9 protein-coding genes are annotated in these 14,060 nt (G+C 42.5%); 8 read left to right on the forward strand and 1 reads right to left on the reverse strand.

From position 1 onward, the window contains the following. Window positions 1–3 precede the first annotated feature (3 nt). The 8 genes from ACO067_RS14350 (at window position 4) to ACO067_RS14385 (ending at window position 13,014) form a co-directional block, all read left to right on the forward strand. Entirely contained in the window at window positions 4–1,668 is a 1,665-nt protein-coding gene (locus ACO067_RS14350; protein WP_421875125.1) for a glycoside hydrolase family 13 protein, read from the forward strand. Between the two features lie 73 nt (window positions 1,669–1,741). Then, window positions 1,742–2,809 carry a metallophosphoesterase gene (locus ACO067_RS14355; RefSeq protein WP_421875127.1) on the forward strand — a complete coding sequence of 356 codons (1,068 nt, stop codon included), beginning with the start codon at window positions 1,742–1,744 and terminating at the stop codon, window positions 2,807–2,809. 65 nt (window positions 2,810–2,874) lie between these two features. After that, window positions 2,875–3,084 carry a hypothetical protein gene (locus ACO067_RS14360; protein WP_421875129.1) on the forward strand — a complete coding sequence of 70 codons (210 nt, stop codon included), beginning with the start codon at window positions 2,875–2,877 and terminating at the stop codon, window positions 3,082–3,084. 46 nt (window positions 3,085–3,130) lie between these two features. Beyond that, complete coding sequence (locus ACO067_RS14365) at window positions 3,131–4,234, forward strand: 6-bladed beta-propeller (protein ID WP_421875131.1); 1,104 nt, start codon at window positions 3,131–3,133, stop codon at window positions 4,232–4,234. Between the two features lie 3 nt (window positions 4,235–4,237). Then, the gene (locus ACO067_RS14370; RefSeq protein ID WP_421875133.1) at window positions 4,238–4,729 is read left to right on the forward strand and encodes a hypothetical protein; all 492 of its coding nucleotides are present in this window, start codon (window positions 4,238–4,240) and stop codon (window positions 4,727–4,729) included. 109 nt (window positions 4,730–4,838) lie between these two features. Further along, window positions 4,839–5,711 carry a glycerophosphodiester phosphodiesterase family protein gene (locus ACO067_RS14375; RefSeq protein WP_421875135.1) on the forward strand — a complete coding sequence of 291 codons (873 nt, stop codon included), beginning with the start codon at window positions 4,839–4,841 and terminating at the stop codon, window positions 5,709–5,711. Between the two features lie 119 nt (window positions 5,712–5,830). Further along, window positions 5,831–8,818 (forward strand): CHAT domain-containing protein, encoded by a 2,988-nt coding sequence (locus ACO067_RS14380; protein ID WP_421875137.1) that lies wholly within the window; start codon window positions 5,831–5,833, stop codon window positions 8,816–8,818. 2 nt (window positions 8,819–8,820) lie between these two features. Next, window positions 8,821–13,014 carry a LysM peptidoglycan-binding domain-containing protein gene (locus tag ACO067_RS14385; protein WP_421875139.1) on the forward strand — a complete coding sequence of 1,398 codons (4,194 nt, stop codon included), beginning with the start codon at window positions 8,821–8,823 and terminating at the stop codon, window positions 13,012–13,014. Between the two features lie 6 nt (window positions 13,015–13,020). On the opposite strand, the gene ACO067_RS14390 is transcribed toward ACO067_RS14385, so the two are convergent. Then, the gene (locus tag ACO067_RS14390; RefSeq protein ID WP_421875141.1) at window positions 13,021–14,058 is read right to left on the reverse strand and encodes a PorP/SprF family type IX secretion system membrane protein; all 1,038 of its coding nucleotides are present in this window, start codon (window positions 14,056–14,058) and stop codon (window positions 13,021–13,023) included. Window positions 14,059–14,060: the final 2 nt, after the last annotated feature.

Here is a 14,060-nt window from a genome sequence, read left to right on the forward strand (position 1 = left end):
CTTATGAATAAAATCTGGTGGAAGGAAGCCGTGGTGTATCAGATTTACCCGCGCAGCTACAAGGACAGTAACGGTGATGGCATAGGTGATTTGAGGGGAATCATTGAGAAGCTGGACTACATCAAAAGTCTTGGGATTGATGTAATCTGGCTGTGTCCTGTGTACAAATCACCTAATGATGATAATGGGTATGACATCAGTGACTACTATGGCATCATGGATGAGTTTGGCACCATGGCTGATTATGATGAACTACTGAAAGGGGCGCATGCAAGAGGCATGAAACTCATCATGGATCTGGTGGTCAATCACACCTCTGATGAGCATGCCTGGTTCATCGAATCCAGATCATCCAAAGAGAGTCCTAAGCGTGACTACTATATTTGGAAACCGGGTAAAAATGGCGGTCCTCCGAATAATTGGCAATCCTTTTTCGGTGGAGATGCCTGGCTCTACGATGAGCTAACCGATGAGTATTTCCTGCACTTATTCACCAAAAAACAACCCGATCTCAACTGGGAAAATCCACAAGTACGCACTGAGGTGTACAACCTAATGAAGTTTTGGCTGGATAAAGGTGTGGACGGATTCAGAATGGATGTGATTTCACTGCTGTCCAAACGGCACTATGAAGACACTCCCTATCGGGAGTTTCGTGAGACGATCCAAAAACTCTATGCCAATGGCCCAAGAATTCACGAGTTCCTACAGGAAATGAATCGGGAGGTGATGAACAAGTATGATGTGATGACCGTAGGAGAGGGCCCTGGAATAGACATGGAAAACGGCATCAAATACGTGGCGGAGGATCGCAAGGAGCTAAATATGATCTTCCATTTTGATCACATGTTTATCGACTGGGGTGAGGAAGGCAAATTCACTCCGGTGCCTTACAGCCTGGTCACCTTCAAAAAAATCTTTGCTGACTGGGACCGAAAACTAGCCAATGTCGGCTGGGGCAGTATTTTTCTGGGCAATCATGACTTTCCCAGAATCACCTCCAGGTATGCCAATGATCAGGAATACCGGGTGGAAGCGGCCAAGCTACTCTGCCTGATGATGATGTCGATGCGAGGGACACCTTATGTTTATCAGGGTGAAGAAATAGGTATGACAAATGTCGCTTTCGATAGCATCGATGATTATGATGATATTGAGACTAAAAATGTCTACCACGAATGGAAAGAAAAAGGTCGGGATTTGGAGCAGTTGATGAAGGCAATTCATGAGCAAGGCCGTGACAATGCCCGAACACCCGTACAGTGGAGCGATCAGTCACAGGCCGGGTTTACCTCAGGTACACCATGGATTAGGGTCAATCCAAATTACAAGGAGATCAATGTGCTTTCGCAAGAGGGTGATCCTGACTCAGTGCTTCATTTCTATCGAAAAATGATCCAGGTGAGAAAACAAAATCCATCATTGGTATATGGCGAGTTTGAAGATATGGACCCTCAAAGTGAGCAGGTGTATGTTTTTAAACGCTGGGATGATGATGTGGAATTTCTCGTGGTACTCAACTTCTCGTCAGAGCAACTCACATATAACCTCGATTGTGATGGATATAAACGACTCATTGGCAATTACAACCATGAATTGCGGTATCGAAACGGTCAGTTGACTTTGGACCCCTGGGAAGCCGTTTTGTTAAGGAAAAATCAGGCTTAATAATTCGTTAAACTACATGCGATAAACCAAGTGGAATCTTCTCCTTTATTTAGTGTTTTGCTAACTTGATATTGTGAAGATTACCAACAAGGTTGTTTACCAGAATCTGGATAAACTTTTTGAAGCCTCTCCCAAGCTGGAACTCAAGGATGAGGATAAGTGGGTCATATTTAGTGACCTGCACATGGGCGATGGTGGGTCCACTGATGACTTCAAAACCAATTCAGACCTGTTTAAAACCGCACTCGATCAGTACTATCTCAAGCACCAGTATAGTATGGTGCTGAATGGTGATGTGGAAGAAATGCAGCGCTTTCGGCTCAAGAAGATCGTGAAGCAATGGGAGAGTGTTTACAAGCTCTTTGATCGGTTCAAGGCTGAGACACGCTTGATCAAAACCATCGGAAACCATGACCTGGAGCTGGATCTTTTGCAAGAGTTACCCTTCAACTATGAGATGCTCGAGAGTTTCATATTTGATTACAAAGGAGACCATTTGTTTCTTTTTCATGGGCATCAGGCCTCCAAGAAATTTCAGAAACACAACGAACTAATCGGGTTTACGCTGAAGTATTTTGCCAATCCATTGGGGATCAAGAATTACTCCGTAGCCCACAGTAGCAAAAAGCAGTACACCATAGAAAAGCGGGCCTATCACTACTCAGCATATCGAAAAGTGGTCTCCATCATAGGCCATACGCACCGACCGCTGTTTGAGTCGCTGCATAAAGTAGAACGGCTGAAGTTCAAAATAGAGCAGCTTATCCGAGAATATGCTACTGATTTGAAGAGCCGAACGGACGAGGTGATTTCCTCCATCAAGTCATTGAAAAAAGACCTGAAAAAGTATTACAAGCAAAATCAGGATACCAATTACCAGAACTATGTCTACAACACGATTTTTCACATTCCGTGCCTATTCAACTCTGGTTGTGTGATTGGGAAGCGAGGAATCACCTGCCTGGAGATAGAAGACGGAAAGATCCGGTTGGTACATTGGTTTGATGCCAGCATCAATAAAAAGTACCTGCATAAAAGTGGCTATAAACCGGAAAAACTGGAAGGGACCGAATATCACCGCATGGTACTCAATGAGGAGACCCTCGATTATATTTTTACAAGGATCAAGTTTTTGGCATAGATAATTTGGTAAATAACGATATATATATATATATTGGCGTTATGTTTAATTAAAACCAATTTAATATGAAAAAGACTCTTAGATTACTCTGTCTTGGAATGATTCTATCCATGTTTTCTATTGCTGGTAATAGTCAAGTAATAGGTGGGCCTGGTTCCGACTGTAAGCAGGAATTAGCCTATTGCTCATGGAATTCAGGAATCACCTGGAAATGTAGTCCCGATGCATATTCTGCTGGAGGTGCATGTAGAAGATATGCCTGTACAGATTGTTGAGAAGTAAGTTTAGGTCATGTTTTGTTGGCATGACCTATTTATTGTTATGAAGAAACTACTTTTTTTATTCCTGTTAACTACTGCCGTTTTCTTAAGGTGTTCTCCAGATAAAGATCTCGAAGTTCAGGTTCAGCTCTACGAGTCTTTGCGTAATAATGAACTCAGTTTAATCCCAAAGAATTTGACCAACGTTTCTCTTCCAGATTCCATAGACTTATCAGGGCAAATTATAATAAAGCATTTTGATTCAACAATTTACGTTTTTGATTTAGATCAGCAATTTCTTGTTCGTTTAAAGCCGACTGGTGAATTTCTAAATATTATTGGCAAAGCTGGAGAAGGTCCTCAAGAGCTTACAAGGGTAAGAGATTTCTACGTTTTCCGAGAAAGAATATCGTTTCTTCGTCCTTCAGGTGATGTGTCTATTCTGAAAACATACAGTACAAATGGAGATTTCATTGAAGCTCAAAATATTCCAGTGGGTACTTCCTCCTTTCTACAGCTAGGAGAAGATGATTTTATTTTTTTTACAGGATTTAATAATAAAGAATTTGAATATCAGACTTACAGGTATCAACCTAATCGTGACAACTTAACGGGAGTTTATAAGCATACTACCGACCAACCTAAAATGCCTCTGGAAGATTATCCCTTGATTCCCTATTTAGATGGCTTTTGTTACTGGCCAACATATAGTTCTTCTATCCATTTTTATGATGATTCTTTGAATATTGACCAATTCATTTCTATGGATTATGGCCCTTTACAACTAAAAGAGGAATTCATGGAGAAAGCTCCTATGGAAGCAGCAAATTATGCATTCGACAATGGGTTTTACGAATCTAGGTTTTATTTGATGAATCAATCCAAGCTTTTATTTTCGGGTACATGGGTAAAATCAATGAATGAGCAATACCCTACACTCACAGTTGTTGATTTAGAAAATAAAAGATGTTCCACATTACTTATGAAACCTGGGACAAAAGATGAAGCTTATGCACATTTCTATCAAATAGATGAGCGTTATGTTTATTCATTTGTTGATGGTTATGCTCTCACTGATAATTTGAAGGAAAGTTTATTAGGTTCCAGCGATGATTTAGAATCAAAGTCCAGCTACTATCTTGTTAAATCCGAATACTCACTTTAAAAAATGTATATCAAAATTGGTTTATCCATATTGGTCGTCGCTTTAGTCTGGTACTTTTTTTGGAGGATGGGACATCAATCAGAGGTAAAGGTGGTTACTGGTCTTCCTATTTTGCATCTTCAGGATAGTTTACCAGATAGTGTCATTGATTACGAAGCAGACTGCAAAGTTATTGCTTATTTAAAGGAAAGGCCATCAGGTAATTACTTTACATTGCAGAACTGGACAAAGTACTACTCGGAATTCCAAGAAGTATCATTTCTTTTTTATTTTCATGGCAGAGACACTACTTTGTTACGAGCAGCCATGGATAATTATAACTTTCATCATCCAATAATATGGGATCCCGAAGGTGAGTTTGTCAAAGCAAACCCAAATTGTTGTGATGATATTACCTTCATCTCTGGTGTGCTGGATAGTAATGGCAATATCCAGTTGTCAAATCCAACTTTAGGTAATCTCACCCGATTGTTGAGTAACTGTTCCAATGATTAACCTCTAGTATTGTCTGGAATGAGTAGAGGCTTAAATTAATCAATATCAATTCAAAAGTCTATCATGTTAGAATGTAGTTGGGTCTCAATTAATTAGTAGATTTATTTCTATGAGACTCTTTCTTGTTTTAGTTACATGTTCGGTGATGTTGCAGTGTAGAGAAGCTTCCAATCATAGTAAATTTGACCTTCAAGGCCACAGAGGCTGTCGTGGTTTGTATCCTGAAAACACCATCCCCGCTTTTCTGAAGGCAGTAGACCTGGGGGTCAATACCCTGGAGATGGACCTGGCGGTAACAGCCGATAGTCAATTGTTGGTGTCACACGAGCCCTACATGTCAGCCGAGATTTGTTTGGATTCAACTGGTACCGAGATAGCCGATAGTGCACAGTACCAGTACAACATTTACCAGATGACGTATGAGGAAATCGAACAATTCGATTGTGGCTCTAAACCTCATCCAAGGTTTCCAGATCAGGTAAAAATGACGGTAAGCAAACCCTTATTTCTAAGTGTGATAGATGTAATTCAAACCCAACGACCAGATGCTAGAGTCAACTACAACATTGAAATCAAGAGCCGGCCTGATGGAGATGAAGTGTATCACCCATCGCCACAAGCTTTCGGTGATCTGGTCTATCAGACCATAGAGGGTGTGATCGATTGGAAATACGTCACCATCCAATCCTTTGATTTTCGAGTACTTCAGTATTTCCATGAGACCTATCCTGATGTCCGTCTGGCGCTTCTGATTGAGAACGAATTGCCGATTCAAACTAATCTGGATTCGCTTGGCTTTAAGCCCAACATCTACAGCTGCTGGTACAAACTATTGGATGAAAAGGCTATTGGTGAGCTGCAGGCTCAGGATATAGCCGTGATTCCCTGGACGGTTAATGAGCCAGAAGATATGAAGCAATTGGTTGATTGGGGAGTGGATGGTTTGATCACGGATTATCCAGATAGATTTAACGTCTATTAAATTGTATTATACCAATATTTACCAGCGTTGGTCGATAGAAATGAGCTAATCATATATAAAAATTTTGACTTTGTATGCTGTGTGCTTAACTTCTGCTAACAAATCAACCAAGTTAGGCGATGCTAAGAATTTCCGCCATAATATTCTTCATAATAGCATCCTTCTTTTCGGCAGCACAATCCATTGATCAGATTCAAGATCAGATTGAGGAGCAAATGTCCAATGAAGAGTGGGAGGCAGCAGCAGAGAGGATTGAATACTGTCTGAGCCATTTCGATTTGGATGGGACCACGCGCGCAGCTCTCACACACAATCTTGGTTATTGTTTGTTAGAATCTCAGGATTTTATCGGTGCTAAATACTACCTGCAAAATGCCCTTCAGCTAAAGTTCAGTTTCTATAAGGAAAAGAACGCTGACTATGCGTTGACAGCTAAGCTGCTTGGTGATCTATCCTTGCAGATCGGTGAGTTTGATAAAGCAGAGCGGTATTTTTTAGAGTCACAATTCCTATTTGTCAATGATCTCGGGTTATATACCGATGAAAATGTGGAGGCATTGGTCGCACTGGGACAGTATGCTGAGGTTGTCGGAGATTTTGAAGGAGCTCACTTATACTTTGATTCTGCATTAACACTGAGTAGTCAGATTCACCCGGGAAACAGTCCAGAGTTTGCCAACGTCAACAATCACATAGGTCGTGTTTTTGTGAAAAACGGCGATCTGCAAAATGCAGAGACTTTCTTGCTTCGGGCCAATACCATCTATCATGATCTGGGAGACGATTATTCCATCGAGTTTATTGAGTCACTGGAGAACCTGGCCATCCTCTATCAGCACAAGGGGGATTTTAGTCAATCGGAAAAACTGCTATTGCGAATAGAAGGAGAAAAAAGACAGCTATCTAACATCTCTGAAGAGCTACTTTTAGAAACCCTCAATGATCTGGGCATTCTTTACCATGAGCTCAAGGATTTTGTGAAGTCCAAGCGATACTTCGAAGAAGTCTATAAAATCAGCAAAAAACAACTTGGTAAGGATCATCGATATTATGCCACCGCCATTAATAACCTGGCAGCTATAGCCAAAGAAGAAGGTGAGTATGCAGCAGCCGAACGTCTCCTGCTGGAAGCTACTGACATTTTTGAGAAAATCTATGGGATGGATCACCCTAAATACGCCAACGCACTGAACAACCTGGCCAGTGTAGAGCGAGTGATGGGTGCATATCTTGCAGCAGAAAGTCACTACCAGGAGGTACTGAAAATAGATAAGATCATCTATGGTGAGAATCACCCCGAGTATGCCACAGCATTGACTAACCTGGGCATCCTCTACTCTGCCATGGAGCGCAATTCCACCGCGGGTGTCTGTTACACGCAGGCATTGGAAATCCGACGTAAAACACTGGGTATTAATCATCCCTCTTACGGAAAGTCTTTAGAAAATCTGGGCATGTACTATTATGCCCTTAATCAGCTCCCTAAAGCCGAACGTTACCTCCGAGAAGCCATTGACATTCAATTAGATCAGCTGAAGTCCATTTTCCCAAGCTTCACACAGCAGGAACGTGCACGATTTTATGGAAATATGAAAGCCGACATGGAACGCTACACTTTTGTGGCGAGCCGGATGCTTGGCGAGCGACCGGATTTGATCCAGAATATTTTGAACTATCAGATCATCACTAAGGGCATCCTATTCTCGTCCTCTGAGAAGGTGCATAATATGATACTTAATAGCACTAATCAGGAACTGATCCGGGACTATAATCGCTGGACAGATGCCACCTTGCGATTGGCAGGATTGTACCAACTGGGTGAAGATCGACTCAGAAGATACGGTATTGACCTGAAGGAAGAGGAGGCCAAAGTGGAACAAATGGAAAAATCACTGATGTTCCAATCCAGAGAGTTTGCGAGTCTTTTTGTGCCAGAACAGGTGGACTGGCGGGCTATCCGGAGGTCGCTAAAGGAAGGTCAAACACTTGTAGAAATAGTCCGCTTTAGAGAGTTTGCCAGTCAGCAAACGGATGAATCGGAGATATTCGGATTCACTGATAAGATTCATTACCTCTACATCGTGCTGAAGCCAGATACGTTTGTCAATCCTGAGTACGTGATAGTGGACAATGGAGCTGCACTAGAGGTAAAAGGCTTTTCACTGTATAGCAATTCGGTGCAGTATGAATATGAGCTGCGATCTTCCTATATGAACTACTGGAAAGCAGTAGATGAAATCCTGGGTAAACCGAAAAATGTATTGGTGTCTCCAGATGGTATTTACTTTAAAATGAACCTCAACCTGCTAAAGGTCTCTAAAAAAGAATTTCTCATAGATAAGTACTATGTGTCAAACCTGACCAGCTCCCGAGATTTATATGTAAACCGGAATGACCTGCAGACAGAGGATCACAATGCATTACTCATGGGTAACCCTTCTTATGGTGATGATAAGCGTTCCAGAATGGAACTGCCAAACCTACCAGGTGCTGAAATGGAGGTGCAGGAAATAGGCACTCAGCTAAGTTCTTGTGGATGGAAAGTCAATGTGATTAAAAATGCAGACGCCACAGAATCCAAGCTTAAGGCTACCTTAAACCCATCTATCCTGCACATCGCCACACACGGGTATTTCTCAGATTCAGATCCGGTGCTTTCAAAAGTCACACCGGGAAACAACCCGATGTTCAAGTCAGGTCTGTTTCTTTCTGGAGCGCTTAACTCCTACGCTCATTACCGTCTGGGAGAATTTCAGGACTCCAACAATGATGGGATCTTGTCGGCTTATGAAGCATCCAATCTTCATTTGCAGAAAACACGACTAGTGGTACTGTCAGCATGCGAGACTTCACTGGGGGATTTAGAAACTGGTGAGGGAGTTTATGGATTGCAGAGAGCCATGATGGTGGCCGGTGCCAGAAATCTAATCACCAGTATGACTAAAGTGGAGGATCGGGCCACTCAGTACCTGATGACTGCTTTTTACGAAGAATTTCTCAAAACAGATGATGTAGCCCTATCGCTGGAACGGGCGCAACTCAAATTACGTGAAAAATACCCGGACCCAAGGATCTGGGGAGCATTTTTACTTACAGGAACAGGTTAGTTATGAATATCAGGTCATCCATTATTATACTCATTTTGGGGTTGCCATTATTTGGTCATTCCCAGGATTTAATCAAGTCATTAGTTTTTAAAGAAGGCGACAAGCTCTTTGCAAGCAATCAGTATGTAAAGGCGATGCGCTATTATAAAGATGTCCTGGACCAGGAGCCAGGACACCTGGGGGCCCTCTATCAAATGGGTGAGTGCTACCGACTCACATTTGATTACGAGAGTGCGCTCTATTACTACGAGCGCGTAGCAAAAGAAGCTGACAGCCGGTTTCCATTAGCCAAGTTCTACTATGCTGAGATGCTCAAACATGAAGGTGAGTTTAATCTCGCATTACAGGCTTTTGAGGAGTTTATGGATCATTTGAAGGAAATTAATCTCCATGAGGATGAGCGCTACCGGAGGTATTACAAACAAGGCCGCGTAGAAAAAGAAGGATGCCTGCTAGCACTGAATGACCTAACTAACCCAAAGCCTGATCATGAGTTTCGTCGTTGCAGTGATGACATCAATACAGAATACATGGATTTTGCAGCATCGGTCTATGGTGACAATGACGAGTACCTGTGCTTGACCTCTTCCAGATCTAATGGTCGCGGAAACCTGATCGATTATCGATTTGGGGAGTCATTTGCAGATATCTACCGATATAAGAAGACGGCTGACGGGTGGGAATCCTATTCTGGATCAGATAAACTTGAAAAAGTAGTGAACACCAAGTGGGGAGATGGTTCAGGGTCCTTCAGTAGGGACGGTAGTAAGTTCTATTACACCAATTGCAAAGACGATCTGGGCTCCATATGTCACATCTATGTCACTACCAAAGAAGGCGGCTCCTGGAGTGAGCCGGTTCCTCTGGGTGAGTCGATTAATATGCCTGGTTATGACTCCAGACACCCCAATGTCAGTCCTTCTGGAGATACTTTGTTTTTTGCTTCCAATCGGCCGGGAGGCTATGGCGAGTATGATATCTGGATGTCGCTCAATGCCGGCGGAAACAACTGGAGCACCCCTGAAAATTTGGGAAACCAGGTGAACACACCATTTTTCGAGATCTCACCGTTTTACGATTCCAACCAAAAGGCACTATTCTTTTCGTCTGATGGTCATCGCGGGTATGGTGGTTTTGATGTCTTTATGGCCAAAGGAATATCCTTTCTCGATCCAGAGATTTTCAATCCAGGATCGCCATTCAATACCAACCGTGATGAAGTGTTTATGTTTCTGAGCAAAGACAAAGGATATCTCTCTTCCAATAGGGAAGGGGGAGCCGGAAGGTTAGATATCTACGAGTTTGATATCAGAAATGAAAACGAAATCATCACAGAGATCTCTAGTGATGAGGGCATAGCCGGACGAGGGTCTTTGTTTTCCGATGATTATGATTTTGACTCGGATAGAGAAGCCGATATCAGAGAGATTATCTCTAATATGCTCGCCGCTAAAATCATCGATGTGAACTTGATGATGACCGACGAGTTGGCTGAGTTATACAAAAGTCTTAGCCTTGATGACAAGGAGCGGATCAACCGAATCATTTATGCACGTGTAAGAAAACTCAATGAGAATGACATCCGAGCGCTGAGGATAGAGGATGAGTTTTACTATCAAGACCTGGCTAGCTCAGATAAACACCACATGGACAACCTGGTGATGCGGTATATCGAAGAGGATGAGTTGGCACTTAGCGTTGGTCTTGATGGTGACGAGCGAAGGTTCTATGATGGGTTGACTATTGAGAAGCGAGAAAGAGTGGATCATTTACTTGCCACGCGTGTAAAGCAAGCTTCGTCCATCCAGTTTGAACCACGCACGTATCAGGGACTGGCTACTGCCGATCAGAAGAGAGTAGACCAGCTAGCCTACAGTTATTTTGAGAACAAAGCTGAAATTGATCAACTGGCCTTGAGTCCGACTATGGCTTATTATCTGCGCGAGATTGATGATGATAAAAAGTCCAGTATCTATCAGTCCGTAAAAGAGAAGGTGATGATACTTGCCAATGATTCGAAGTATCAATTACGAGAAGATGATCGCATTTTTTATCAAAACATGTCCACAGAACATCTCGAAGCTCTTCGGAGAATTGCTTCTGCATTCATCGTATCTCAGGTGAATAATATCTCTGTGAACCTCACCAAGAAGGATTTGAGTTTTTATCAGCTCTACAGTTCATCACAAAGGGAACGTCTTAATCGGATACTGGCAAAACTGATCAATAATACCATTAAGGCAGATATGTATTTTGCTGAGCTGAACCTAAGCACTGAGCAAAAACAACAGGTAAAGGAAATTAGTGCTGATGAGGTGTCTACTTTCATCAGCAAAGGGGGAACCATAAATGACGAAGCTGATCAGTTGAGGATCAAACGATTTGTGACTGTGTCAGCACCTGTATGGACTCCAAGTAATCCGAAATACACCTCTCCAGACATTACAAGCCCAGAAGTGGTTGAAGTAATGAACCCAGATCCAGAGCCGAAAGAATCACTAACTAAAGCAGATGATCCGCCTGTGGACAAAGCTGCTGGTGTGGAACTGGACAATTCGACACTGGTAGCAGTGGAGGAACCAATCACTGAAGAGGTGACCTCACAGGCAGAAGACCAGTCTGAAGTTGATTCAGAGGTCACTGTAGCTACGGAGATAGATCCCACGGTGGAGGCGGAGCAGAAAATTAATGTAGTTTCAAATGAGGATGTGCAGTTCTACACAGAACTGGACTCAGCCACCCAAAAGACAGTGGATCGAATTATAGCCATGGAGTATCTCAACGAGCAGTATAAAGATCCAAAGGTTCGTGAAGATGATGATAGCTACTTGAAATCGCTGGGAGCAGCACAAAAAACCTATCTCACACTTTTAACGGCTGCTTTGAGCGGTGGAGTGGTAAGTCCTGAGGAGGCTTCATTGACCAATGAAGCGTTTGCTTTTTATTCTGGTTTGGCACCAACACAGAAAAGTAAGTGGAATCGGTTAGTAGCAAGGGAGACGCTGGTCAAAGACGGGGCCAAGTACAAAATATCCGCTACAGATGCTCGATTCAGAGTGAGTTTGACGGACCAGCAAAGATTATCTCTCGACAAGCTAAAAGCTCAGCGATTTGAGAATCAACGGATCCTCAGTGAAAATGTGCTGGTGGAACGTAACGATGATATGACAAGTGGGGTGAATTTTGCCGTAGCCAAGTTCGAAAACCCGGAATACAACTACATTTCTGCTAATGGAAATTTGATAGACAACACCACAGGTAAACCCAGGTCCAATATTCCTGTAGAAGTAGTGGATGAAGATGGCAAGACTATAGCCAAAACTATCACCAATCAGGAGGGAAAGTTTGCTTTTGAAGATATTCCTAAAGGAGAGTACAAAATCGTATCTGGAGATAGAGAAAACAAGAGCAACTCGAGTGGAATTGGAGCATCTTTTTTTGTGAAAGATTTAGAAGTAAAGGGATATGAGTCAGGAAGATATAAGTATGCGGTGAATACCAATATTTACTTTGATTTTGATTCTTACAAGCTACGTCCGGAAGCATTGATTACACTAAAGGAAATAGCTGATTACTACAAGAGAGACAATGTCTACATCGCCTTGAAATCTCATGCCGATAACGTGGGAGCGGAGGATTACAACCTAAACTTAAGTAAGATGAGAAATGATCAGGCACTGGAGATCCTGAAAGGTCTGGGAGTGAAGGTGGAAGACATGGAGTGGCTGGCAATGGGTCAGTCTAATCCTGTAGCGTCTAATGATACTCCGTTTGGCAGACAGTTTAACCGACGCATCGAGATCCAACTGAAATCAGATCAACCCATCTCATATGTGCCGGTAAAAGTGTACCTGATTCGTCCTGAGGGAACAATGTATAGCATCAGTAAAAACTTCCATGTTCCTATAGAGGTGATTCAAAAACTAAATGGGTTGCCAAATGCTGATTTGGAAGCTTATCGCCCCTTACGTATTCCGAATCCTGATGGAGTGAAACCAAACCTAGACATGCTGGTGGAGCTCAATGAGTCTGTCGCACTATCTGACAATGTCTATGTGGTCAAAGCAGGAGAGAGTGTAATTACCATTGCAGAAAAGTACAATATCCCAGAGGAGCTGATCATGGAGATGAATGGTTTGAAATCTACTGAGCTAAAAACAGGCCAGCGAATACAGCTTTACATTCGGGGTAACTAGTGAATGCTAGAAGAGTGGATTAGAAATTTTTCTAACTCGCGATTCTTTTCTCAGGACGTACTGCAGCGATAGCTCAAAGGTATTTCTGGAATAGTCGACTTCATAGTCGTAAAACAGATTGCTGTTCAGGTCATAGCTAGCCTTGACACTTAGTGAGTTGTAGTTGATTCCGGCCAGGAAGATAAACGAATCTCTCAATCTGTACCACGCACCTCCTACCAGTTTGATGTCTTGTCCCGTACCGAAAGTATTCTCATGAAAGCTATACCAGGTGTAAATTCCTCCATCTGCTGTGAAGTTTTGTGATTGATACTGTACAAGGATGTTGGGAAGGATGTTGAATTTCCGCACCTTAAACTCAAAACCACCGTGATACTTGAATAGCATTGGAGCTTGTGCCTTTCCATCTTTTACAAACGTCTTATCAGGTCTATTGAGGTTGGTAATGGCAAATCCTGAGAACGCACTATAGTTGTACAAAGTGAAGTTGCGCTGACGGTTGTAATAGTACATAATTCCAGCATTCACGATGGGATGATTGGTTTCATCATCAAACTCGCTGGTAGGAGTAGTGATGGAGTCATCGTAACCATAATAGGGATTATAGCTACTTCCCCAGCGCAAGTCACTAAAATTAACTCGATAGTTTTCATATCCAAACTGCACGCCAAGAGCAATTACCTCAGTACTCAATCGTCCGATGGAGAAGTTATGTCCATAATTGAGGAATATGCCTGAGATCTTGAAAATACCTTCATACCCAGATTGGTTGTTATAGGCCATTATCCCAACACCACCTCTGGGGAGATTTTCTGCTTCATTCATAAGCACAGGAAGAGACATGCTGATTTGGCTGGTTTCATTGTAGATGATCCCATTGTCCAGTGGTCGACGATAGTTCACGAATAGCGACGGTTCCACATAAATAGCCGAAAATGCCGGATTCAGATAAAGTGATGACGAAAAGAACTGCGAAAACTGCAGTTCCTGCCCAAAGCTTTGAAGAGCTCCGACTATTGCAATTAGCGATATGATTCTTTTCAACT

Source organism: Marinoscillum sp., assembly GCF_965229915.1.
GTDB lineage: Bacteria > Bacteroidota > Bacteroidia > Cytophagales > Cyclobacteriaceae > Marinoscillum.

Bases quoted from the DNA above. Each gene is read 5' to 3' on its own strand.
- ACO067_RS14350 (WP_421875125.1), top strand. From the start codon at position 4: ATGAATAAAATCTGGTGGAAGGAAGCCGTGGTGTATCAGATTTACCCG.
- ACO067_RS14360 (WP_421875129.1), top strand. From the start codon at position 2,875: ATGAAAAAGACTCTTAGATTACTCTGTCTTGGAATGATTCTATCCATG.
- ACO067_RS14365 (WP_421875131.1), top strand. From the start codon at position 3,131: ATGAAGAAACTACTTTTTTTATTCCTGTTAACTACTGCCGTTTTCTTA.
- ACO067_RS14370 (WP_421875133.1), top strand. From the start codon at position 4,238: ATGTATATCAAAATTGGTTTATCCATATTGGTCGTCGCTTTAGTCTGG.
- ACO067_RS14375 (WP_421875135.1), top strand. From the start codon at position 4,839: ATGAGACTCTTTCTTGTTTTAGTTACATGTTCGGTGATGTTGCAGTGT.
- ACO067_RS14380 (WP_421875137.1), top strand. From the start codon at position 5,831: ATGCTAAGAATTTCCGCCATAATATTCTTCATAATAGCATCCTTCTTT.
- ACO067_RS14385 (WP_421875139.1), top strand. From the start codon at position 8,821: ATGAATATCAGGTCATCCATTATTATACTCATTTTGGGGTTGCCATTA.